Genomic DNA, 23,365 nt, shown 5'->3' with positions numbered 1-23,365 from the left:
AGATGCCCGCTAGCTTAAACGGTTCGCTCGCGTTGCAAAATTCGTTGATAGCACAATGACAGAGTGTCAATGAAACAAGACATGTCGGTTAAATTTCTTACGGGGCATTCTGATTTATACGACATATCTGCTTTTCTCGACTAATTACTCTAAAAACCGCTTTTCAGCGCCGATTAAATTTCTATTCTATGGGCATGACCGGCGTGACCCATTCGGCCGGCAGGGCACACGGCGCTGCTGTAAGGGGCAGGGCGATGTGGTGTTTAAGCAATTCTTTGAAGTACTAGAGAAGGACATCGTCCATGGCAAAAATTCAAGGCATCACCGACATGTTGGGCATCTTCCCCTGCCTCGGCAGCGGCCGCAGAAGACGTCGGTTGAGCTCGGACGAGCTGAAACTGGTGGAGCGATATCGGGAGCTTTCGGAGAGCGACCGGATCGCGATGCGGTATCTGGTGGATGCGATGCGGAGTGTTTCGCGGTTTTAACGCTGGGGTGGGCACCGTGAAAGCCCTTTGCTTTAACGGTGGCCAGATCAATCAACCTGCTAATGAACCTGTGGCGAGGGAGCAAGCTCCCTCGCCACAGTTTTTTTGTTCACTGGGGTTTAGCGGCAAGTCTCCTGTGGCGGATACCGCCGTTGGCCTTGCATTAACTCTGGAACATCCCGGAAGTCGGCTCTATCGATACCTTCTGTAGGAAAGAGGATTTATCTCTGAGGGTCGTATCTGTAGGAAGTGCCTGTTTTTGCATAGGTGCCAGCGAACCCGCCCCTAACCCGTGTTTTTTCCGTTACTTGTTTGAGTCTTGCGCATCGCTGCAGATGCTCGGCCCTTGGTTTCAGGGCTCAAAGGATTGTTACGAATAACGGAGAATTCAATGAAGGTGTCTCTCAAGCAGATCGAGGAAGAAGAAGTCCCTGGTTTTCGTCAACAAGGAAAAGCAATTCAAAGTGGTCGGAGACGTCGGTCAGCTCGAAGAATTGATTGCGTTCATGTCCGACCATGCCAAGCAAAAAGCCAATGAAAAAATCAAACTCTTCGATCGTATTTCCTTGCTGAAACACGATCAGGCAGAGCTTTCTTTTTGATGATGTTTCTTGGCTTTCCTGAACCCCGGCACCTTGTCGGTGCCGGGGTCACAGGCTCTTAGCGACTCACCTTCCACGCATCCCCAGCCGGCGCCTTGCCATGGTCATACGGTTTGCCAATCCACATGTAAACCAGCCCCAAGCCAATCACGATCGCGGTGCTCAACACCATCGCATAGTTCACATACCAAGCCGCATCCGGCGTACGTGGCCAGGCCATGTTGATGATTGCGCCGACGCCGTAAACCAGTGCGCCGATGTTCACCGGCCAGCCCCAGACGCCTAGGTTGAATTTGCCGCTCGGTTTCCAGCCTTTGCTGCGGGCGTACAGCGCGGCGAGGACGATCATCTGGAACGCGAGGTAGATACCGATGGCGGCGAAGCTGACGATGGTGGCCACGGCGTCTTGCAGGAAAAAACCGAGGGCGATGATCAGGCCGGGCAGGACGCCGGACACGAACAGCGCGGCAACCGGAACCTGGGTCGTAGGAGAAATCTTTTTCAGCAGTCGGCTGCCGATAACCATTTCATCGCGAGCGTAGGAGTACAGCAGGCGGCTCGCCGCCGCTTGCAGGCTGATGACGCAGGAGATGAAGGAAATCATCACCACGCCCATCACCACTTTCGAACCGACCGGGCCGAACGCGTTGTTGAGTATAGTGGTGACCGGGTCTTTGTCGGTGCCGTTGATCACCGCTTGCATGTCCGGCACGGCGAGGATCAGTGCCAGGCAAGCGAACATTGCCGCGATGCCGCCGATGTAGATGGTCATGCGCATGGCCACCGGGATTTTTGCGCTCGGGTTCGGGGTTTCCTCTGCAACGTCGCCGCAGGCCTCGAAGCCGTAGTAGAGGAACATCCCCGCCAGTGATGCAGTGAGGAATGCTGGCAGGTACGAGCCGTCGACGCTGATGTCGAAGGTGTTGAACAGCACGCTGATTGGTTGGTGACGCTCGAAAATCAGCAGGTACACGCCAACGATCACCGCGCCCACCAGTTCGCAGAGGAAGCCGAACATGGCGATCCGCGCCAGCACTTTGGTGCCGCTGAGATTCACCAGGGTGGCGAATAGTGTCAGTACCAAAGCAATAACGATGTTGGTGTTGTTGCTCGGCTCAAAACCCAGCATGGCCGCGAGGTACGGGCCGGCGCCGACTGCAACGGCGGCGATGGTCACGCACAGGGCGATGGAATAGATCCAGCCGACCATCCACGCCCATTTCTTGCCCACCAGACGCCGCGCCCAAGGATAGACACCGCCGGAAATCGGGAACTGCGAGACCACTTCGCCGAAGATCAGGCACACCAGCAGTTGCCCGCAGCCGACCAGCAAGTAAGCCCAGAACATCGGTGGCCCGCCAGCGGCGAGGCACAGGCCGAAGAGGGTATAAACCCCTACGACCGGTGACAGATAAGTGAAGCCTAAAGCGAAGTTTTCCCACAGGCTCATGCTGCGGTTGAAGTTGGAGGTGTAGCCCAGTTGGCGCAGTTGTTCGGCATCGCTGTCGGCAACGGCGGCTGAGAGATCGGGTGATGCACTCATGTGTGTTTGCTCCGTGAAATCGGCAGATTTCGGATGGCCGAGGCCGTGGCGGGGCCATGCAGGCGCCGCCCGGTTCGGTAGTTATTGTTAGGTGTTGAATCCTGGTGGTGCGCAGTGCCGGTTTCTGCCTTGAAGCCGGAGTTGACGCCATCGCGAGCAGGCTCACTCCTACAGGTTGAAATGTGATCCCTCGTAGGAGTGAGCCTGCTCGCGATGCTTTTTCAATGCTTGAACATCACATGCCGAACCGTGGTGTAGTCCTCCAGCCCATACATGGACATGTCCTTGCCGTAGCCGGACAGTTTCTGACCGCCATGGGGCATTTCGCTGACGAGCATGAAGTGCGTGTTCACCCACGTGCAGCCGTACTGCAAACGGGCGGATAGTCGATGCGCACGTCCTACGTCCGCCGTCCACACCGAGGACGCGAGGCCGTAGTCCGAATCGTTGGCCCATTCCAGCGCCTGGGCTTCATCGGTGAACTTGGTCACCGAGACCACCGGGCCAAATACCTCGCGGCGGACGATCTCGTCGTCCTGTTGCGCATCGGCCAGCACGGTCGGTTCGAAGAAGAAGCCGTTGCCGTCGACAGCCTTGCCGCCAGTGATCAGGCGGATGTGTGGCTGCGCCACTGCACGTTCGACGAACCCGGCGACGCGGTCGCGATGCTGCGCAGTAATCAGCGGGCCCAATTCGGTTGACGGATCATCCTGCACGCCGTACTTGATGCTGCTGACCGCTGCGCCGAGTTTCTCGACGAATTTGTCGTAGATGCCTTGCTGCGCGTAGATCCGGCACGCAGCCGTACAATCCTGGCCGGCGTTGTAGAAACCGAAGGTACGAATGCCTTCAACCGCTGCATCAATATCGGCGTCATCGAAGATGATCACCGGCGCCTTGCCGCCCAGTTCCATGTGCATGCGTTTGACGCTGTCGGCAGTGCTGGAAATGATGTTGGCGCCCGTAGCGATGGAGCCGGTCAGCGAAACCATGCGTACTTTCGGGTGCGTGACCAGCGGACTGCCAACAGTAGGGCCACGACCGAACACCAGATTGAGTACACCGGCCGGGAAGATTTCCGACGCCAGTTCGGCCAGACGCAGCGCGGTCAGCGGGGTTTGTTCCGACGGCTTGAGCACCACGGTATTACCGGCGGCGAGGGCCGGGGCGATTTTCCAGGCGACCATCATCAGCGGGTAATTCCACGGCGCGATTGAGGCGATTACGCCGACCGGATCGCGACGGATCATCGAGGTGTGGCCGGGCAAGTATTCGCCGCCGGCCGAACCGCTCATGCAACGGCTGGCGCCGGCGAAGAAACGGAACACGTCGGCAATCGCCGGGATCTCGTCGTTCAGTGCGGCGCTGTAGGGTTTGCCGCAGTTGTCCGATTCCAGTTTCGCCAGTTCTTCGCCGTGGGCTTCGATGGCGTCGGCGAGTTTGAGCAGCAGCAACGAGCGGTCTTTCGGCGCGGTTTGTGACCACTCGGCGAAGGCATTGTCGGCGGCGCGCACGGCGGCATCGACCTGGGCCTCGGTGGCCTCGTTGATTTCCACCAACACTTCGCCGCGCGCCGGGTTGAGCACCGGTTGCGCCGGGCCTTCGCCGTTGACCAGTTGGCCGTTGATCAAAAGTTTGGTTTGCATTTGATTGTCCTCTTCGAAGCAATTGTTATTTTTCTGAAGAAACCGGGTTCGATTGTGGGAGCGGGCTTGCTCGCGAAAGCGGTGGGTCAGCCGACATCAATGCTGAATTTGATTGCCTCTTCGCGAGCAAGCCCGCTCCCACATTTCGATCCGGTTTCTTCAGTTATTCGGTTATTTGCCGCCGCTGCCGGCCACGCTCTCGCCACCGCGGGTCAGGTAGTACGCGCCAAGAATCGGCAGCATGGTCACCATCATCACCAGCATGGCGACGACGTTGGTCACCGGCACATCCCGTGGCCGGCTCAACTGGTTGAGCAGCCACAGCGGTAACGTGCGCTCATGGCCGGCGGTGAAGGTGGTGACGATGATTTCGTCGAACGACAGCGCAAACGCGAGCATGCCGCCGGCAAGTAACGCCGAGCCGAGGTTCGGCAGGATGATGTAGCGGAAGGTCTGCCAGCCATCGGCGCCTAGGTCCATCGACGCCTCGATCAAACTGTGCGAAGTACGGCGCAAACGGGCGATGACGTTGTTGTAGACGATCACCACGCAGAAGGTCGCGTGGCCGACGATGATGGTGAACATCCCCGGCTCGATTCCCAGCGTCTTGAAGGTCGCCAGCAGGGCGATCCCGGTGATGATCCCCGGCAACGCGATCGGCAGGATCAGCATCAGCGAAATGCCCTGTTTGCCGAAAAAGTCCCGGCGGTACAACGCTGCCGAAGCCAACGTGCCTAGCACCATCGCAATCAACGTGGCGATGGCTGCGATCTGCAGTGAAAGCTTGATCGCTTCCAGCACATCAGGCCTTGAAAACGCCACGCTGAACCAGTGCAACGTGAAGCCCTTCGGCGGAAAACTGAAGGCCGCTTCCTCGGTGTTGAAGGCGTAAAGAAAGATGATCAGGATCGGGAAGTGCAGAAACACCAACCCGCCCCAAGCCGCGATTTTCAGGCCTAAAGAGGCTTTCTCCCCCTGCTTTTCTGAATTAGAGTGCATCGAAGGCCCCCAGTCGTTTGACGATGGACAGGTAAATGGCGATCAGCACAATCGGCACCAGCGTGAACGCCGCCGCCATCGGCATGTTGCCGATTGCACCTTGCTGCGCATAAACCATGCTGCCCACGAAGTAGCCCGGCGGGCCCACCAGTTGCGGCACGATGAAGTCGCCCAACGTCAGCGAGAACGTGAAGATTGAGCCGGCGGCAATCCCCGGAATCGACAGCGGCAGAATCACCTGCATGAAGGTCTGGCGCGGTTTGGCCCCGAGGTCGGCGGAGGCTTGCAGCAACGACGGCGGCAGGCGCTCCAGCGAGGCCTGAATCGGCAAAATCATGAACGGCAGCCAGATGTAGACGAACACCATGAATCGTCCCAGATGCGAGGTCGACAAGGTGCTGCCACCCACGCCGGGAATCCCCAGAAGGAACTGCAGCACCGGCTCCAGCCCCAAGTGCTGCACGAACCACTGCGCCACGCCGCCCTTGGCCAGCAGCAGCGTCCAGGCGTAGGCCTTGACGATGTAACTGGCCCACATCGGCATCATCACCGCGATGTAGAAAAACGCCTTGGTCTTGCCGGTGGTGTAGCGCGCCATGTAGTAGGCAATCGGGAACGCGACGATGGCGCTGGCGATCGACACCACGACCGCCATGCTCAGGGTGCGCAGGATGATGTCGAAGTTCGACGGCTGAAACAGCGCGGCGAAGTTGGCCAAGGTCAGATCCGGCGTGACCGCCATGGTGAAGTCGTCGAAGGTGTAAAAACCTTGCCACAGTAGTACCAGCAGCGACCCCAGATAGATCGCGCCGAACCACAGCAGCGGCGGCACCAGCAGCATCGACAGATACAGATTCGGCCTGCGATAGAGCAGGTTGGAAAACCTGCGCAGCGGCGCCGATTGAGGGAGGGCGAGGGCGGTCATGTCATACCCCGCTCGCCACGGTGTCGTGCAACGGAATCATCGCTTCCCGTGCCCAGCGAGCACTGAGGCGCTGACCGGTCTGGTGCTGGGCGCTGCTGTCGATCCATTGATTGTTGGCGTGGCTGATGCTCAGGGTCTGGCCGTTTTCCAGGGTCAGTTCATAACGCGTGGCGCTGCCCTGATACTGAATGTCGTGGAGCAGACCGCTGACTTCGATTTCATGGCTGGCCAACGGGCCTTCGGCAAACCGCACATGCTCCGGACGGATCGAAAACGGCTGAGGATGACCGCTGAGCTGGCGCGCCAGATCGCCGCGAATCACGTTCGAAGTGCCGACGAATTCGGCGACAAACGTGGTGGTCGGTTTCATGTACAGATTGCGCGGCGTGTCGACCTGCTCGATGCGACCCTTGTTGAACACGGCCACGCGGTCGGACATCGACAGCGCTTCAGTCTGGTCGTGGGTGACGAAGATGAAGGTGATGCCGAGCTGGCGTTGCAGCTTCTTCAATTCGCTCTGCATCTGTTCGCGCAACTTCAGATCGAGAGCGCCCAACGGCTCGTCGAGCAGCAGCACCCGAGGACGATTGACCAAGGCGCGGGCGAGGGCGACGCGCTGGCGCTGGCCGCCGGACAACTGCACCGGTTTGCGCGCGCCGTAGCCGCCGAGGGCGACCATGTCCAACGCTTCTTCGGCGCGTTTGTGGCGCTCGTTTTTGCTCACCCCTTTGACTTTCAAACCGTAGGCGACGTTGTCCAGCACGTTCATGTGCGGGAACAGCGCGTAATCCTGAAACACCGTGTTGACGTCGCGTTGATAGGGCGGCAGACCGGCGGCTTCGGCGCCGTGAATGCGAATCGAGCCGGCGCTCGGTTGTTCGAACCCGGCGATCAGGCGCAGGCAGGTGGTCTTGCCCGAACCGGAGGGGCCGAGCATGGAAAAGAACTCGCCGTCCTGAATGTCGATGGAAACCCGGTCAACGGCCTTCACCTCGCCGAACTGCCGGGAAACGTTGGTGAACTGGACTGCAAGCGTCATGATGCGGTGCTCCGAAAAGGCGAGGGCCGTCGCAGCGGCCCTGCCTGGACTTCTGAAAAAACTGGATCGTTTGGCGGTGTATGCCCGTGTTGGCTCACCTGTTTGATGAGGGCGACGCGGTTCGCTTTTAGCTCCCTATCCCTCCGGGAGAGGGCGGGGGGTGAGGGCAGCGGTTTCGGCCTTTGCCCTGAAATTAAGAGCAAGATCAAAAGCCACCCCCTCACCCCAGCCCTCTCCCCCAGGGGGGCGAGGGGGAAAGGGAGCAGACCGCGTTGTTCCAGGTTTTACCTACCGCCCATAATCGCGATGTAGTCCTGGGTCCAGCGGCTGTAAGGCACAAACTTCCCACCCTCAGCCTGCGGGGTTTTCCAGAAAGCGATCTTGTCGAACTGGTCGAAACCGTTGGTCTTGCAACCTTCGGCGCCGAGCAACTCACTGCCCTGGCAAGCCGCCGGAACCGCCGGCAACGAGCCGAACCATGCCGCCACATCACCCTGGACTTTCGGCTGCAGCGACCAGTCCATCCACTTGTACGCGCAGTTCGGGTGCTTGGCCTCGGCGTGCAACATGGTGGTGTCGGCCCAGCCAGTAGCGCCTTCTTTCGGAATGGTCGAAGCAATCGGCTGCTTCTCGTTCATCAGGCCGTTGACCTGATACGGCCAGGCACTCGACGCGACCACGCCTTCATTCTTGAAGTCGCTCATCTGCACGGTGGTGTCGTGCCAGTAGCGGTGGATCAGCTTCTGCTGGGCGCGCAACAGTTCCAGCACAGCTTTGTACTGATCTTCGGTGAGTTGGTACGGATCCTTGATGCCCAGCTCAGGCTTGGTGGATTTAAGGTAGAGCGCCGCGTCGGCGATGTAGATCGGGCCGTCGTAGGCCTGCACGCGGCCCTTGTTCGGCTTGCCGTCAGGCAGGTTCTGCGCGTCGAACACCACGTTCCAGCTGGTCGGCGCGGTCTTAAACACGTTGGTGTTGTACATCAGCACGTTCGGGCCCCACTGGTACGGGGTGCCGTAGGTCTGGTTGTTGACCACGTACCACGGCGCGTCTTTCAGGCGCGGGTCGAGGGATTTCCAGTTCGGAATCAACGCGGTGTTGATCGGTTGCACACGCTTGCCGACGATCAACCGCAACGAGGCATCGCCCGACGCGGTCACCAGGTCGTAACCGCCCTTGGCCATCAGGCTGACCATTTCGTCAGAGGTGGCGGCGGTTTTCACATTGACCTTGCAGCCGGTTTCCTTCTCGAAACCGGTCACCCAGTCGTAGGCCTTGTCGCTTTCACCGCGTTCGATGTAACCGGGCCAAGCGACGATATCCAACTGGCCTTCGCCGGCGCCGACGGCTTTCAGCGGCTCGGCGGCCTGCAGGCTGGCGCTGGCCAGCAGGGCCGTGGTGATTGCACTGAGCAGTGCGGTCTTGTGCACGAACATGGTGAACCCTCTTCTTTAAATTATGGTCGGGGCAGTTGTGAACGCGGTGAAGCATGCCGTGGTCGGCTTGTTATTAGCGTAGTCAGAGATGCTGGCCGTGGCGGGCCATGATGTGCCGCACCACGCTGTAGTCCTGTAGCGAATCGCTGGATAAGTCTTTGCCGTAACCGGAGCGTTTCAGGCCGCCGTGGGGCATTTCGCTGACTAGCATGAAATGGCTGTTGATCCAGGTGCAGCCGTATTGCAGCCGCGCGGCGACCTGCATCGCCTTGTCCAGGTTCTGGGTCCAGACCGACGAGGCGAGGCCGTATTCCGAGTCGTTGGCCCAGTCCACCGCTTGCGCCAGTTCGTCGAAGCGGGTCACGGTCACCACCGGGCCGAACACTTCGCGCTGGACGATTTCATCGCTCTGTTTGCAACCGGCCAGCAGGGTTGGCTGATAGAAGAACCCGGCGCCGGAATGCACCGCTGCGCCGGTCACCCGTTCGATGTGCGGCTGACCGAGGGCGCGCTCGACAAAACTGGAAACGCGGTCGCGCTGGCGGGTGCTGATCAGCGGGCCGATCTCATTATCCGCATCGCGTTTGCCGGCGAAGCGCAGGCTGCTGACCGCCGCGCCGAGCTCGGCGACCAATTTGTCGTGAATCCCGGCCTGGGCGTAGATCCGGCAAGCCGCCGTGCAATCCTGCCCGGCGTTGTAATAGCCATAAGTGCGAACGCCTTCGACCACGGCTTTGAGATCGGCATCGTTGCACACGATTACCGGGGCCTTGCCGCCGAGTTCGAGGTGGGTGCGTTTCAGGGTTTTGGCGGCGGCCTGGAGGATTTTCTGGCCGGTGACGATATCGCCGGTCAGCGACACCATGCGCACTTTCGGATGGCCGACCAAGTGACTGCCGACGCCCTCGCCGCCACCGCAGACAATGTTGATCACTCCGCGCGGCAGAATCTCGGCCAGCGCCGGGGCCAACGCCAGAATCGACAGCGGCGTGTGTTCGGAAGGCTTGAACACCAGCGTATTACCGGCAGCGAGGGCCGGGGCGATCTTCCACGCGGCCATCATGATCGGGTAGTTCCACGGCGCAATCGAGGCGACGACGCCAATCGGATCGCGGCGCACCATGCTGGTGTAGCCCGGCACGTACTCGCCGCTGAGCTGGCCGGTCTGGCAGCGCACGGCGCCGGCGAAAAAGCGGAATACATCGACGGTGGCGGTCAAATCGTCCTGCCGGGCCAGGTGCAGCGGCTTGCCGCAGTTCAGGGCTTCGAGGCGGGCGAGGTGGTCTGCGTGTTTTTCGACGGCGTTGGCGATTTCCAGCAGCAGATTCGAGCGTTGTTGCGGGGTGGTGCGCGACCACTCGGCAAAGGCGCGGTGGGCGGCGAGGATGGCGGCTTCGACTTGCTCGGTGCTGGCTTCGGCGATCTGGGTCAGGACTTCGCCGGTGGCCGGGTTGAGGATCGGTTCGACAAAACCCTGGCCGGCGACCAGTTCGCCGTCGATTAGCAATGCGGTGTGCATGTGGGTCTGCGCGCCAGCCATTTTCCGTGATCTCTTTTCTTGTATGGCCATGTTGCTCCCTGTTCCGGGAGCCGACCGTCTTATAGATGCAGCAAGACTAGTGCGCGGCTCCGGGGTCGACAAATTCTAAATACTGAAGGTGGCATTCGATTAAATAGATGGCTTGCGTCCGCCGTGAGGCTGTTCGCGGGCCACGGTCAGGAAAGGATCGACCAGCGCGGGCCGCGCGGTGCCACGACGCCAGGCCAGGCCGACGTCGAGGGTCTGGCTGAGGTCGGCGATTGGCCGGGCCTCGATGATGTCGCCTTCGAGTGACCAAGGGCGGTAGGTCATGTCGGGCTGGATCGATACGCCGAGTCCCGCCGCAACCAGGCTTCGCACGGCCTCGGTAGACGCGGTTCTGAGGGTGATCTTCGGTTGCAGCCCGGCGCCGCGCCAAAGGCGTTGGGCATTGCGATCCATCTCGTCGACGTTCAGTTGAATCAACGGCTCCCGGGCAACGTCGGCGAGGTTGATGCTGTCGTGTTCCAGCAACGGATGCTGGGCCGGCAGCCACAAACGGTGCGGCGAGTGGGTCAGCACTTCGGTCTGCAAGGCGTGGCGGTCTTCGAGGTTGGAGAGAATCAACACCCCGACATCGATCTCGCCGCTGACCAGCAAATGCTCGATGTACGGCCGTTCGTCCTCCATCACCCGGATCTCGACATTCGGATAGGCGCGCTGGAAACGAGTGAGCAAATCCGCCAGGTAATAACCGGCCACCAGACTGGTCACGCCGACGATCAACTGCCCGGCGACCTGATCGGTGCTCTGTTGCAGGCTGCGTTTGGCGTTGTCCACGGTCGCCAGAATCAGGTGCGCCTGGCGTAGGAATTGATGTCCCTGATGGGTGAGCGTCATGCCCTTGGCGTGGCGATTGAACAGGCTGACGCCGATTTCTTCCTCCAGTTGCTGGATGGCCAGGGTCAGGGTCGATTGGGAAATGAACGCGGTTTGCGCGGCGGCGGAGATCGAGCCGGTCTCAGCCACGGCGATGAAATGGCGGATCTGACGCAAGGTCATCATGGAAGGTTTACCCGGTGGGCGGTTTTTATAGATTGCCTCGAGTGTATATCTATTTTCGCGAAGGGCTGCGGTGGGCCAGGCAACATCTGGAAGCACACTCGCACCCAAGTGACGGGCACTTTCGAACTAGGCTGAGGGCCTTATTGATCCGGATAACCCCTGTTTGGAGACGGAACATGAACACCCGTGGATTGCTCGATCAACTCCTCAAATCCGGCCAGGAACTGCTGCAGAACAAGGCCGGCGGGGCGCAGAACAAGCCGGCTGCCGGTGGCTTGGGCGGCTTGCTGGGCGGATCTTCCAGTAACGGTGCACTCGGCGGTTTGCTGTCAGGCGCAGGCGGCGGTGCCCTGGCGGCCGGCGCAATGGGCCTGTTGCTTGGCAGTAATAAGGCCCGCAAGGTTGGCGGTAAAGTCGCCATTTACGGTGGCCTCGCCGCACTCGGCGTGATCGCCTACAAAGCCTACGGCAACTGGAACGCCCAAAAAGGCACCGCCCCACAAAGCGAACCGCAAACCCTCGATCGCCTGCCACCGGCGCAAGTCGAACAACACAGCCAGGCCATCCTCAAAGCCCTGGTCGCCGCCGCCAAGGCCGACGGCCACATCGACGACCGCGAACGCCAACTGATCGAAGGCGAATTCACCCGACTCGACAACGACCAGGAGCTCAAACACTGGCTCCACGCCGAACTCAACAAACCCCTCGACCCCACCGACGTCGCCCGCGCGGCAAGCACGCCGGAGATGGCCGCCGAGATGTACGTGGCGAGCGTGATGATGGTGGATGAGGAAAACTTCATGGAGAAGAGCTATCTGGATGAACTGGCGCGGCAGTTGAAGCTGGAGCCGGGGTTGAAGGTGGAGTTGGAGAGGCAGGTTAGGGTGGCTTTGGTTTAAGCGGGGTGATCTGCTCTTGTCTGTGCAATGAGTAATTTGATGCAAGAAAAAGGAGGAAGATGATATTTTATATTGATCTTCCTTTTTTGTTATGGACTAACTTAGTGTGTGCAAGGCTTGCGCTTGGATTGTTGTAATTGTTTGCTTTTTTAGTATCCATAGATTGGCGGAAAGTATGAAAGAGGAGGGTGTGATTTTTTCCAGTTTTTGGCAAGCAGTATGCCTTGCTTTATTTCTTTTTCTGTCATCTCTTTGGCGATGTCAGAAAGTATCATTTTTCCATCTTCAGCAGCCGTTCCGCCACCGTTGAGTCCAGACATCAAGTAAGCAAGGGCATATGCCTCCGTCAGGTCTTTTGTATAGCCAAGATCGTCAGGCATATGAGCTACACTCAGGGCGTAGTTTCCAACCGCCTCAATATATCCATGTTCCGCAGATTTTTTGAGCCAGAAAGCAACGTCTTCTTTTTTGCCGTTGTTTTCAAAAAGATAGTTTGCGTATAGATACATTGCCCGTGGGTATCCGCCTTCAGCCGATGCTCTATACCATTTTTTAATGGCTTTATTCCGGCTGCCCGGAATAAAAAACCAGCCACCACCGTCTTTGTACATTCCCGCGAGTGTGTTTTGTGCCAAAGGGTCGCCCGCTTCTGCAGCCTGTTCTAACCAGTTAAATCCTTGTTTGGTGATAAAAAGTACAGTCATAGCCTCAGTGTCGCCATGTTTAGCACGTTCCTTGGCTGTTTCTATTGCTTGATCGCGCCATTCGTCAGCGCTCATTCCTGTGCAATCCCCAAAAACATTGCAGGGATCGCTTTTGCTGCTCAAGCGCAGCATCGCGTAAAGATCGCCTTGATTAGCAGCTGCTTCGTACCACTTTCTTGCTTCGGCAGTGGTGTAGCGATTGCTCAAGCGAAGAGCTTCCCCAAGTAGTATTGGGCAACTCGATCTCCTCCTTCGGCTGCGATTTTAAGTAGCGGTTGAGAGTCGTACCAGTCACTTTGCTGATACAGAGTTAGGCCTTGATCTTTAGCTATTTGCTGGTCCGCAGAGAGCTGGGCACAGGCCGTGTATGATGAAAGTGTTAAATATAGAGCGAGTGCAATGTTTTTTATATTCAAAGTGCAGCTCTGTCAGGGTTTCTTGTTTTTTTGAAAGCGGCCAGGTCTATGTTGGTGTTGTTGAACTGGCCTTGCTTGTCTCTGCTGGGTGTCAATATCCGTAAATTAGATCAAAATACGAAAGTGGCGGGTGAGTTTTTTTCCACTCTTTGGAAAATTCGATACCTTGTTTTATTTCATCTGGTTTCATCTGGCTCTCAAGCTCTGGAAGCTTTCGTTTTGCGTCCTCTGGAGCCGTTCCGGCCTCAAGTTTCGAAAGTATTAGAATCAAACCGTATGCTTCTTTCAGATTTACTGGGTAGTCGAGTTCGTTGGAAGGGTCGGAAATTTTATATGCATAGGTAATTAATGAGTCTATGTGGCTGTTTTCTGCAGCTTTTTTTACCCAGTGTGCAATTTCCTCTTTGCTGCCGTTGTGGTCATATAAATAATTTGCGTAGAGAAACATTCCTCTCGGATTACCACCCTCAGAAGAAGATTTAAACAATCGATTAATCTCTTTTTCGCGGCTCCCTGGAACTAAAAACCAACCAGCACCGCTTTTGTAAACGCAGGCTAATAGTTGTTGGGCATAACTGTCACCGCCTTCCGCCGCTTTCTCAAGCCAGGAAATCCCTTGGCCAGCTGTAAAGAGCACTGTCATTGCTTCAGTGTCGCCTTTAACTGCTCGCTCGTTTGCCGCTTTTAATACTTGCTCTCGCCAATCTTTAGCGCCTTTTTCAGAGCAGCTGTCCATAATGGTACACAAGTCATCTTCTTTACTTAAACGAAGCATTGCATAAAGATCGCCCTGCTCAGCAGATGCCTCATACCATTTTTTAGCATTGGCAGTGATATAGCGTTTACTTAGTCGAATTGCTTCGCCCAAATAATATTGGGCGTCACGATCTCCAGCTTCCGCTGCGATCGTGAGGAGTGGCTGGGAGTCGTACCAATCACTTTGACGAAAAAGCGCAATGCCCGAATCTCTGGCTGTTTTTTGCGCTGGGTTGAGCTCAGCTGTTGCGCTACTGCAGAAAATCAACGAGAGCCAGAAAGCTCCAATAAAATTCCTAATCAATGTTTGGTCCTTTATAAGCGGCGTCAGACCTTTGACTGGTGCGAGAGTCGACTCTTATATACGAAAGAAACAGATGACAAGAAAAAGGTGGAAAAACTTTTTTAGAAATTAATTCTGCCGCCTTTTTCTTAGGTTAGTATCCATAAGGTGGAACAAAATAAGATAGTGGAGGATGCTTTGTTTTCCACTCTTTTGCGAAAGCTATCCCTTTTTTGATTTCTTCTGGAGTCATTTTTTCTGCTATTTCTGGAAGGCTTCTGCGAGCATCTTCCGGTGCGACTCCACCCCCCTCTAGTTTCGAGATAAGGTAGGTTATTCCGTAAGCTTTCACTAAATCCAATGGAAAACCGTAGCTGTCAGGAAGATGGGCTACCGTCAAAGCATAGCCACCCGCAGCATCGATATGGCCCATCTCAGCAGCCTTCTCAATCCAGTATCCAACTTCTTCTTTACTTGCGTTGTGTTCGTACAAGAAATTTGCATAAAGATACATGCCTGGCGCATAACCGCTCTCGGCTGAGGCTTTAAACCATTTCTCAACAGCTTTCTCGCGACTACCGGGAGTCAGGAACCATCCGCCACCGTCTTGGTAAAGCCCTGCAAGGACTTTCTGGGCAAACCCGTTACCAGCGTTTGCCGCTCTTTCCAACCACTCCAAACCTTGCTTCGCTGTGAATAAAACAGTCATTGCTTCAGAATCGCCTTTTTCGGCACGTTCTTTTGCAATCTTCAAAGCATGCTCTCGCCACTCTTCACCGCTTTTACCGGCACAGCTACCCATTTCTTTACATAGATCATCTGTGTTGCTTAGACGTAGCATTGCGTAAAGGTCACCTTGGCTGGCTGCTGCCTCGTACCATTTTTTTGCGTCTTCTGTGATGTAGCGTTTACTAAGACGAATGGCTTCTCCTAGATAGTACTGCGCAACACTATCTCCACTCTCTGCCGCAATTTTGAGTAGCGGTTGGGAGTCGTACCAGTCACTTTGTTGGTAAAGTGAAATGCCTTTTTCTTTTGCGGCCTCTTGCTCAGTAGTTAGTTTGGCAAAAACTGAATCGGAAAATAAAATTGAGCATGAAATTATGGCAAGAATTTTCTTAATCAAAGTTAAATCTGTCACCTCTTTTCTTTTTCTGTTGGGAGTATATTGTTTTTTGAAAATGGCCAGCTTTAGGGGGCGCTGGCCTTTCTTGAGTTTGCTAGGTCTTAATAGCCGTATATAGGATCGAAATAGGAGAGTGGCGGGTGTGTTTTTTCCCATTCCTTTGCAAAGGAAATTCCAAGTTCAATTTCCTTGGGTTGCATTTTTTTTGCTATTTCTGGAAGGTTGAGTCTTGCCTCTTCAGGAGAAGTCGCCCCACCTTTGAGGTTTGATATTAAATATGTAAATCCGTAGGCTTTCACTAAGTCTAGAGGGAATCCATAACTATCTGGTAAGTGTGCGATGTTTAAGGCGTACCCTCCTAGTGCCTCAATATGACCGGATTCGGCCGTTTTTTTAAGCCAACGTCCTACGTCCTCTTTGCTTCCATTGTGTTCATACAGATAGTTTGCATAGAGGTACATGCCCGGAGGGTAGCCGCCTTCAGCCGATGCTTTAAACCACTTTTCTATTGCTTTCTCGCGACTACCTGGAATCAGGAACCAGCCCTGTCCTCTTTTATAGGCACTGGCGAGTAATTGCTGAGCATAGCTATCACCAGACTCCGCAGCCCTTTCTAGCCATTCCAATCCTTGTTTGGCCGTAAACAGCACGATCATTGCCTCTGTGTCACCTTTGTCTGCACGCTCACGAGCGACTTTTACCGCATGCGCCCTCCATTCTTCACTATTTTTACCTGTGCACTCTTCCAATACTGTGCACAGGTCATTTTTATTGCTGAGACGTAGCATGGCGTAAAGGTCGCCCTGCTCGGCGGCGGCCTCATACCATTTTTTGGCTTCGTCCGTCATGTAACGATTACTCAGTCGTATCGCCTCGCCTAAAAAATACTGAGCGTTACGGTCGCCAGCTTCAGCGGCGGTTTTTAAAAATGGTTGTGAGGAAGTCCATGCGCTTTGTTGGTAAAGAGCAATACCCTTATTTCTGGCTGCTGTTTGAGTTTCTGTGAGCTGCGCGGCGGAAGCGCAGGTTAAAAACATCAAAAATAAACAGCCTAAAAAAACTCCACTAATCAAAGCGTTGCCATTTGGTAAGGCGTAGGTTGAGAGTGGGTTTTGAGTCAAGTAAATTCACCTGCTTCTGTTTTTGTTTTGGATTAGTAGCCATATATGGGGTCGAAGTAAGAAAGAGGAGGATGTGTTTTTTCCCATGTTCCAGCGAAATCAATACTTTCTTTTATTTCTTCAGGCTTCAACTTTTTTTCTAGTTCTGAAAGCTTTCGTTTTGCATCTTTTGGGGCAGTTCCGGAATTTATTTTTGCAAGGAGATAGTTAAGGCCGTAGGCTTCTTTTAGATTTACTTTAAATCCGAGTTCATTGTCAGTTCTGGATAGTTTTCCCGCATAGGTGCTTACTGAGTCTATATGGCCTTTCTCGGCTGCTTCTTTTACCCAGTGGGCAATTTCCTGCATGTCACCATTGTTGTCAAATAGATAGTTTGCGTAAAAAAACATTCCTCTTGGGTTGCCGCCCTCTGAAGATGCTTTAAACCATTTTGCTATTGCTTTTTCACGATTGCCTGGGATTAGGAACCATCCCCCACCACTTTTATAAACACTGGCTAATAGTTGTTGGGCGTAACTATCACCCGCTTCGGAGGCTTGCTCCAACCATGGCAGACCCTGTCCTGCCGTAAAGAGGACAGTCATCGCTTCAGTATCACCTTTAGAAGCTCGCTCGCTCGCCTCTTCAATTACTTTCTCTCTCCAATCCGCTGCGTTTTTCCCAGAACAGGTTCCCATTCCGCTACACAGATCATCCTCGTTACTCAAGCGAAGCATTGCATAAAGGTCGCCTTGAGCCGCCGCAGCCTCATACCATTTTTTTGCTTCTTCAGTTGTATAGCGCTTGCTAAGTCGAATTGCTTCAGCTAGGTAGTATTGGGCCTCACGATCTCCTGCTTCTGCTGCTATGTTTAAAGATGGCTGGGAGCTATGCCAATTACTCTGGCGGAAAAGTACAATTCCCGATTCTTTGGCTATTCGCTGTGCCGTGCTTAACTCCGCTAGGGCGGAATTGCAGAAAAATAATGAAGCTAAAATGCTGAATAAAAATTTCTTAATCAATGTTTGGTCCTTTGTAAGTGCTTTTGATTTTTTGAATTGGTGCGAAGGCTGGACCTTTGTATTCCATTTGATAAGTACAGTGATCATTCAAGCGTGTTCCAAGTTTTGAAACGAGTCCTCGATATCGATCTCGCATTTCATTACTTCCATCTCTCAGCGCCAAAACACGTTCGGACATAAATGTGTCTAGCCTGATTTTGTTTTTGCAGTACATAAGGCCTGCTTGGCCAGGCCGAGCTCCATCTCTATTCATTCGAATTATAGATTCTTCAAATTGAGAGGAGGCTCTTGGTTTTTTTGATATCCAGTCTAAACATTGTTCAATAGCTTGTTGCTGAAGAAGATGAGTTTCATCCTGGTTAAATTGCCGTGTCTGGTTGTCGGCCTCGATAGTAAAGGCCATAGGCGGATTGCTTAAAGTATAAAGGAGCGGGCCAAATGCTTGTGGTTGTAGGTTATATACCCACTCCTGCATCGCTTGCTGATTTTCATCTCTCACTAAGGTATACGCAATCTGCCCCCCACGATCCCCCGCAGTAAGAGCATCAAAAATCTCTTTAACAATTGCATACCCACGCACATACGCAAACGCCACATCAATTCCCGTGGCGCCGAGGAAGCTCAGTTTTTTCACGTAGGCCAAGGCTTCGGTTTCCACCCACTCCAGATCCTTGTATTGGTTCGCGGCCATTTCCTGTCGCACCAGTTCCGTCAGGGCTACGATGCTTTCGTATCCGACCTCAAAGGTCAAATAGCCTTTGACCCCAGCGCCCCAAACGAGCGCGCCTTTGATCGACAGTAAAAGACGTCCGTCGTGCATTCGCAGGTTCAGATCTCCCGAAATGCCGGCACCGACCGCCACCGCCATTTCGACTTCCAGCTTTGCCAGCGGGCGCCATTGGTTGGCTGCCAGACGGTTCGGCACTGGCGCAGGCGGGAGGACGCCGGGAGGCGGGCACCAGAACAGTTTGCCAGTCACTTTGCATCCAGCCTGGGCGCCAGCAAACACTTCGTATTTGCCAACTTCGCCGGTTTTTTCGGCAACGTCTACGCCAACAAGGCTGGTGTAACCGGTTTTTTGATCCAGAGACAGATCGCGGGAAAGCATCAGGCTGGCGCCGGCGAAGCCCCAGGCCTTGGCTTCCAGATCCAGGGACAATTTGCCGAAATTGACGCTGCGGATACTGCCATCGTGAGCCTTGTATTTGGCGGTCCAAGGTTCAGCCTTGGCCCGTTTTGGTAGCTCGACTTTCAGCAGGGTCACTTCCCCGCGCCATGCCGTTACATCCAGAGCGACTTCAACGTTGGCAATTTGAGGGGCGCCATTTTTCCAGGTGGGGCCTTCCATTTTGACTTCTGTCAGCAGGTTGGCGCCTTCTGGTAACAAGCATCTGACCAGTTGCGCCTGCGGGCTGTTGTCAAAAAGCATGAGATTACGAAGCTGCTTGTCTTCGAACACCATCGCTTTGAGGTTTTCACCCCAACGTTTGCGCTTGTCTTCAGCCTTGATGCTTTCAACTCTGTAGCCTTTGGCCTCCAGCGCAGCGAAGAATTTGTCGGGCACGAACAAGCCATGCTCGTCGAACCACGGACCTTTCTCATCGAATTGAAGTGCGCCCTCCTGATTGAGCCAGTCACTGAAAACTCGATCGTCGTCGGCCTCTTTGGCGATTGACTTGGGCAAGCTGGTGGCAAGCTCTTTCAGTTGCCCCTTGAATGCATTGCCGCTGACCTGAGCCAAGTGCTTGAGGCTGATGTGGTTCAGGATCGTTGTCGACGACGCGCTGCTGAGTTCGCGCAAAGGAATGTTGGTCTTGGCAAGGCGCTCAATCGGTTTTGGCTTATAGGTTTCGGGGTCCCATAGAAACATACGAGGGGGCCGGATTTCTCGCACGCGGGCTTCGGCGGTCGTCTGAATCCGCTCTGCTTCGGTATTCAGCTCGTACCACTGATCTCTCAATTTGACGAAGAGCACCCCGGGTGGCGCGGATTTGCCTCCAGTGGCCGAGACCCACTGGGAATAGCGGTCTTCAATTTTCTTCTCGAGTTCATCTCGCTTGGTGGTCAGCTCTACGAAGGCTTGGAAGTCTTCGGTGCCCGCATACTGATCGTCGGGGCTGAGGGCGAACTCGGGAACCGCGATCCCGCATTCAGCGAGTTCCACGATGGAGTTGATGTACTTGGACATCAGGTCTTTCAACGCAAGGATGTTGAGCTGTACACCCCTCAACGCCTTCTTATCGACTTCACCGGTTTCAATCAGTTTTTTGTGTAGCGCCTTGTAGTCTTTCAAGTGCTCCCAGGCGGAAGCGATTTTTTTGGTGCCTGGGTCGAACATTTTGTAGCCATGGGCTTTGGCCTTGTCACGCTCTTCAATGTACTTGTCGATGGCGTCACGAGCCTTTAACGCACGCGGGGTATAGAAGATCCCATTTTCTCGTTTGTACCCCAACGTTTTTGCTTTTGCGTCGGATACTTTTTCGAGGGTTTCCATGTTTTTCTGGTTTTTCTCGATGCGTTGTCCGGCGTGGAACATCTCGCGCTCGGCATGCATCGTAGCGTCGCTGTCACCCTTGGCTTTTGCCGCCTCCCAATCCTTACGGCACTGGGCTTTCTTGGTAGTGTCTTCGGGGATTGCCGACTTCGACTCCAAGTAATTGCTACGTTGCTCGCCTTCGAGAAAGGCTTCGGGCCCCGGTGTGAGGAAGTACTCCATCAATCCGGCATCGGCGATGTTGCTCATGCGAGTGGCCTTGTCTGTGTCGACGGTCTTCTGCTTGAGCAAGCTCACGCTTTCCTTCAGCTTTTCCGACGTGCGTTTGGGCAGTAGCCAGAATCGACGTTGGCCGGTGACGTAGATGATGTCGTCGTAGCTACTGCTGCAACCGGGCTTCTTGTCTTTGCAGAACGTCTCGGCATCAGCGGGCGTCTTTGGCGGATCCGCCGGTATAACGACTGGTGTGGGCTCTTGCGGGGTTGTTTGTTCGGACGTACCTGTCATCTCAGACTTCCAGTCGTTGTACTTTCTCGAATGCCGGCATCTCGCTGCTCAGCACGTTCATGGCGTCGGTGCGTTCTTGTAAGAGGTTCTGCCTCAATTGCGGCAGCAAGCGCTCCAGATGTCGCCCCTCGTCAATGCCGTGATCTACCAGTAACTGCAAATTTTCTGACACCACAGGTAGTTCACTGTCGGGCAACCCATTGGCTGATTCAGCCTCCCGGGACCTGATCCAATACCACCAGCGGATTTCATCGAACGCGGCAAGCGTGTCGTCGTGCAATTGCAGGGGATACCTGAACTCATCTTTCGCGCCATTGGCATCGCGTGGTCGTTCCCAGGTTCGCCAGTTCTGATCTTCGACATGAGCCGGCGGCGTATGGACACTTTCCCATGGGCCGTAGAGAGCCTGTGCGGGGGCGGTCATTGCCAATGCGCTCCAGAAAGCCGGGTCGTAGAACCGCGCCAGAGAGTCTCCGTAGGATTGGGAGTTCATTCGCAACAGACGACGGGCATGCAGTAAGGCATTTTCCGGTGTATCGCTGGAGGTCAGAAGGATGCCTGCACGACTCTCTCGGCATAGTTCAATGGCCTTGGTTGCGGCGGCGCTTCCCGGTTTCAGTTGAAGCCAAAGCGGGCTGACATCATCCATTTCAGCAAAAGGCGTGTCCTGAAACAGTTTTTCCACTCCGTTCAGGTCGGATTGCTGATAGAGCTGCTCGAGGGCGCGGGGCTGGCGGACACTGTCGATAATGCAATACAGACAACGGCTTCCACCGCTGCTCGAAGGCGCTGCGGCTACTGGTAGTTCAAGGAATTGACTCAACCATGCAGACATGGGCAAACCTCTCGTGAGCAAGCGCCGTTGGATTGCTTTCCGCAGACAGGAACAAGGGGAAGGCCTTGCATGCTTTTTCGTACAAACGGATTGAGCATGGCCGGCACTAATACGGTTCCGGCCTTATCCGCATCCGCCTGCTTCAATGGCCCCGGCAACAAAGGCGCCGCCCCCGTGCCGCTGCCCGGCCCGCCGCCAGAGTTGATGTTGATCACCGGCCCGCTCAGGGTCACGCCGCCGGCGTCGAGTTTGATGAAGCTGCCGCCGCCGATCAGGGTCAGCTCGGCACCGGCCTCCAGCACCACTTTCATGCCGCTGCTCAGGTGGATTTCCTGCCCCGCGTCGATGAACTGGCCGGTGCCGATTTTGATGTGCTGGTTGACGCCCACGGTGAGGTGGTCGTTGGCGCGCGCTTCAACTTTGCGGTCGGCGTAGACGGTGTGGTGTTCTTCGGCCTTGAACTCGCTGTAGCTGTTCTTTTCGACGGTGTCGTGGCGTTCGTTGCCGACCCGAATTTTCTGGTCGTGCTCGATATTTTCGTCCCAGTCGCGCTGGGCGTGCAGGTAGATCTGTTCCTGACCTTTCTTGTCTTCGATGCGCAGTTCGTTGTAGCCGCCGCCACCCATCGAACTAAGGGTCTTGAAGGTGCTGCGGGTCTTGTTCGTCGGCAGGGCGTACGGGACGGTGTTTTCCTTGTGATACAGGCAGCCGCTGATCAGCGGCTGGTCGGGGTCGCCTTCAAGGAAGGTGACCAGTACTTCCATGCCGATGCGCGGGATGGCGATGCCGCCGTACTGGGCGCCGGCCCAGGCGCTGGAGACGCGCAGCCAGCAACTGGTCTTGTCGTCGGCCTGGCCTTCGCGATCCCAGTGGAATTGCACTTTGACCCGACCGTATTCGTCGCAATGAATCTCTTCGCCTTTGGGGCCGGTGACCACGGCGCTCTGGCTGCCGAGGATGCGCGGTTTCGGGTGGCGCAGGGGCGGGCGGTTGGGCACGTCCCACGGGGTGGCCTGAAAGCGGTTGCGGTAGCCCTGATGGAAATCGTCTTTCAGCGCGGTGGTGTCGCTGGTGACGGATTCTTCCAGCACTTGCGGCTGCTTGCCTTCGTGGAGGACTTCGGTGAGCAGCCACAGGTCATTCCATTTGGCTTTCGGGTGTTGCGTCAGGGCCAGAAAGTGGCCGCTGACCAGCAGCGGCTGATCGCTCTTGCCTTCGGCGAGCTGGAAGTCGCTGCGATGACGTTCGAGGGCACGTTTTGCCAGGTGTTTGCCGCGCTCGCGGTCAATGAAACGGCCTGGATAGTCGTAGTCTTCGAGGTCGGGCAGGGCGTCGCCACGGTTTTCGCTTTCGAGGGTGATCCGTGGTTTTTCGAAGTCGTAATCGCGGCGGGTGGTGCGGCTGGTGCGGGTTTCCAGGCGCAGGTCGAAGCGCTTGATCACCGGGTCCTTGGCGACCATGCCGGAGTCTTGCTGATAGGCCACCGGTTTGAGTTTCGGGAACACCGTCTGGTCATCGCCGAACACCAGTGTGTGTGCCGTCGCGGTGTGCTGGAAGTGGTAATGAATACCTTCTTCCTCGCACAGGCGCTGGATGAAATGCAGGTCCGATTCATCGTATTGCACGCAGTAGAGGCGCTCGGGATAGATCGACCCGGTCTTGAATTCGTAGGCGTTGCTCTGGATGCCGTGTTCTTCGAGGACCATGCCGATGATTTTCGGCACCGTGAGGTTCTGGAAAATGCGCTGATTGATCCGGTGCGCGAGGTACGCCAGTTGCGGGCGCAGGGTCACCGAATAACGGGTCAGGCGCTTGCCGGAATCGCCTTGGGCGGCGCGGTAGATCTGGCCGTGGATGCCGCTGCCGTCGGGCGACAGTTGCAGGAAGGCCGGTTTGTGCAGCAGGGTTTCGAGGTCCAGCGACGGCTGCTCACTGACCAGTTCCACCTCGAAGACAAAAGG

Annotated in this window: 19 protein-coding genes; 3 read left to right on the top strand and 16 right to left on the bottom strand. The window is 55.7% G+C overall.

What is annotated here, in order from left to right:
* Nucleotides 1-302: 302 nt before the first annotated feature.
* Nucleotides 303-488, top strand: a complete 186-nt coding sequence (locus F2P67_RS14270) for a hypothetical protein (protein WP_102357616.1) — start codon at nt 303-305, stop codon at nt 486-488.
* 464 nt (nt 489-952) lie between these two features.
* On the top strand, nt 953-1,090 hold the full coding sequence (locus F2P67_RS14265; protein WP_246226503.1) for a hypothetical protein: 138 nt from the start codon (nt 953-955) through the stop codon (nt 1,088-1,090).
* Nucleotides 1,091-1,148: 58 nt separating this feature from the next.
* On the opposite strand, the gene F2P67_RS14260 is transcribed toward F2P67_RS14265, so the two are convergent.
* From F2P67_RS14260 to F2P67_RS14225, 8 genes are all read right to left on the bottom strand, one after another.
* Nucleotides 1,149-2,633, bottom strand: a complete 1,485-nt coding sequence (locus F2P67_RS14260; protein ID WP_166221083.1) for an APC family permease — start codon at nt 2,631-2,633, stop codon at nt 1,149-1,151.
* A 221-nt stretch (nt 2,634-2,854) separates the two neighbouring features.
* Nucleotides 2,855-4,279, bottom strand: coding sequence for a gamma-aminobutyraldehyde dehydrogenase (locus F2P67_RS14255; RefSeq protein ID WP_166221082.1), 1,425 nt, complete (start codon nt 4,277-4,279; stop codon nt 2,855-2,857).
* A gap of 171 nt (nt 4,280-4,450) precedes the next feature.
* The gene (locus F2P67_RS14250; protein ID WP_166221081.1) at nt 4,451-5,278 is read right to left on the bottom strand and encodes an ABC transporter permease; all 828 of its coding nucleotides are present in this window, start codon (nt 5,276-5,278) and stop codon (nt 4,451-4,453) included.
* Entirely contained in the window at nt 5,268-6,203 is a 936-nt protein-coding gene (locus F2P67_RS14245) for an ABC transporter permease (RefSeq protein ID WP_166221080.1), read from the bottom strand. The genes F2P67_RS14250 and F2P67_RS14245 overlap by 11 nt, the downstream gene beginning before the upstream one ends.
* Nucleotide 6,204: 1 nt before the next feature.
* Nucleotides 6,205-7,242 (bottom strand): ABC transporter ATP-binding protein, encoded by a 1,038-nt coding sequence (locus tag F2P67_RS14240; RefSeq protein ID WP_166221079.1) that lies wholly within the window; start codon nt 7,240-7,242, stop codon nt 6,205-6,207.
* A 284-nt stretch (nt 7,243-7,526) separates the two neighbouring features.
* Entirely contained in the window at nt 7,527-8,678 is a 1,152-nt protein-coding gene (gene ydcS, locus F2P67_RS14235) for a putative ABC transporter substrate-binding protein YdcS (RefSeq protein WP_166221078.1), read from the bottom strand.
* Nucleotides 8,679-8,760: 82 nt separating this feature from the next.
* A complete protein-coding gene (locus F2P67_RS14230; protein WP_166221077.1) occupies nt 8,761-10,248 on the bottom strand; it encodes a gamma-aminobutyraldehyde dehydrogenase in 1,488 nt (495 codons plus the stop codon).
* 99 nt (nt 10,249-10,347) lie between these two features.
* The gene (locus tag F2P67_RS14225; protein WP_065259672.1) at nt 10,348-11,262 is read right to left on the bottom strand and encodes a LysR family transcriptional regulator; all 915 of its coding nucleotides are present in this window, start codon (nt 11,260-11,262) and stop codon (nt 10,348-10,350) included.
* 176 nt (nt 11,263-11,438) lie between these two features.
* Here F2P67_RS14225 and F2P67_RS14220 point away from each other — a divergent pair, with 176 nt between their 5' ends.
* Nucleotides 11,439-12,161 (top strand): tellurite resistance TerB family protein, encoded by a 723-nt coding sequence (locus tag F2P67_RS14220; protein WP_166221076.1) that lies wholly within the window; start codon nt 11,439-11,441, stop codon nt 12,159-12,161.
* A 149-nt stretch (nt 12,162-12,310) separates the two neighbouring features.
* Here the strand turns inward: F2P67_RS14220 and F2P67_RS14215 are convergent, their stop codons facing one another.
* The 8 genes from F2P67_RS14215 to F2P67_RS14180 all read right to left on the bottom strand — a co-directional run.
* A complete protein-coding gene (locus F2P67_RS14215) occupies nt 12,311-13,072 on the bottom strand; it encodes a tetratricopeptide repeat protein (RefSeq protein ID WP_246226502.1) in 762 nt (253 codons plus the stop codon).
* A 300-nt stretch (nt 13,073-13,372) separates the two neighbouring features.
* On the bottom strand, nt 13,373-14,341 hold the full coding sequence (locus F2P67_RS14210) for a tetratricopeptide repeat protein (protein WP_166221075.1): 969 nt from the start codon (nt 14,339-14,341) through the stop codon (nt 13,373-13,375).
* Between the two features lie 133 nt (nt 14,342-14,474).
* On the bottom strand, nt 14,475-15,461 hold the full coding sequence (locus F2P67_RS14205) for a tetratricopeptide repeat protein (RefSeq protein ID WP_343045156.1): 987 nt from the start codon (nt 15,459-15,461) through the stop codon (nt 14,475-14,477).
* An 86-nt stretch (nt 15,462-15,547) separates the two neighbouring features.
* Nucleotides 15,548-16,567 (bottom strand): tetratricopeptide repeat protein, encoded by a 1,020-nt coding sequence (locus tag F2P67_RS14200; RefSeq protein ID WP_343045155.1) that lies wholly within the window; start codon nt 16,565-16,567, stop codon nt 15,548-15,550.
* A 32-nt stretch (nt 16,568-16,599) separates the two neighbouring features.
* Entirely contained in the window at nt 16,600-17,568 is a 969-nt protein-coding gene (locus tag F2P67_RS14195; RefSeq protein WP_166221074.1) for a tetratricopeptide repeat protein, read from the bottom strand.
* The gene (locus tag F2P67_RS14190; protein WP_166221073.1) at nt 17,561-20,569 is read right to left on the bottom strand and encodes a hypothetical protein; all 3,009 of its coding nucleotides are present in this window, start codon (nt 20,567-20,569) and stop codon (nt 17,561-17,563) included. The genes F2P67_RS14195 and F2P67_RS14190 overlap by 8 nt, the downstream gene beginning before the upstream one ends.
* 1 nt (nt 20,570) lies before the next feature.
* Entirely contained in the window at nt 20,571-21,404 is an 834-nt protein-coding gene (locus tag F2P67_RS14185; RefSeq protein ID WP_166221072.1) for a DUF4123 domain-containing protein, read from the bottom strand.
* A partial coding sequence (locus F2P67_RS14180; RefSeq protein ID WP_343045154.1) for a type VI secretion system Vgr family protein occupies nt 21,389-23,365 on the bottom strand: 1,977 nt, incomplete at its 5' end. The genes F2P67_RS14185 and F2P67_RS14180, both read right to left, overlap by 16 nt.

The organism is Pseudomonas atagonensis (assembly GCF_011369485.1).
GTDB classification, from domain to species: Bacteria; Pseudomonadota; Gammaproteobacteria; order Pseudomonadales; family Pseudomonadaceae; genus Aquipseudomonas; species Aquipseudomonas atagonensis.
The sequence above is the reverse complement of the archived record's forward strand: the minus strand, read 5'-3'. Positions and strand labels throughout refer to the sequence as shown.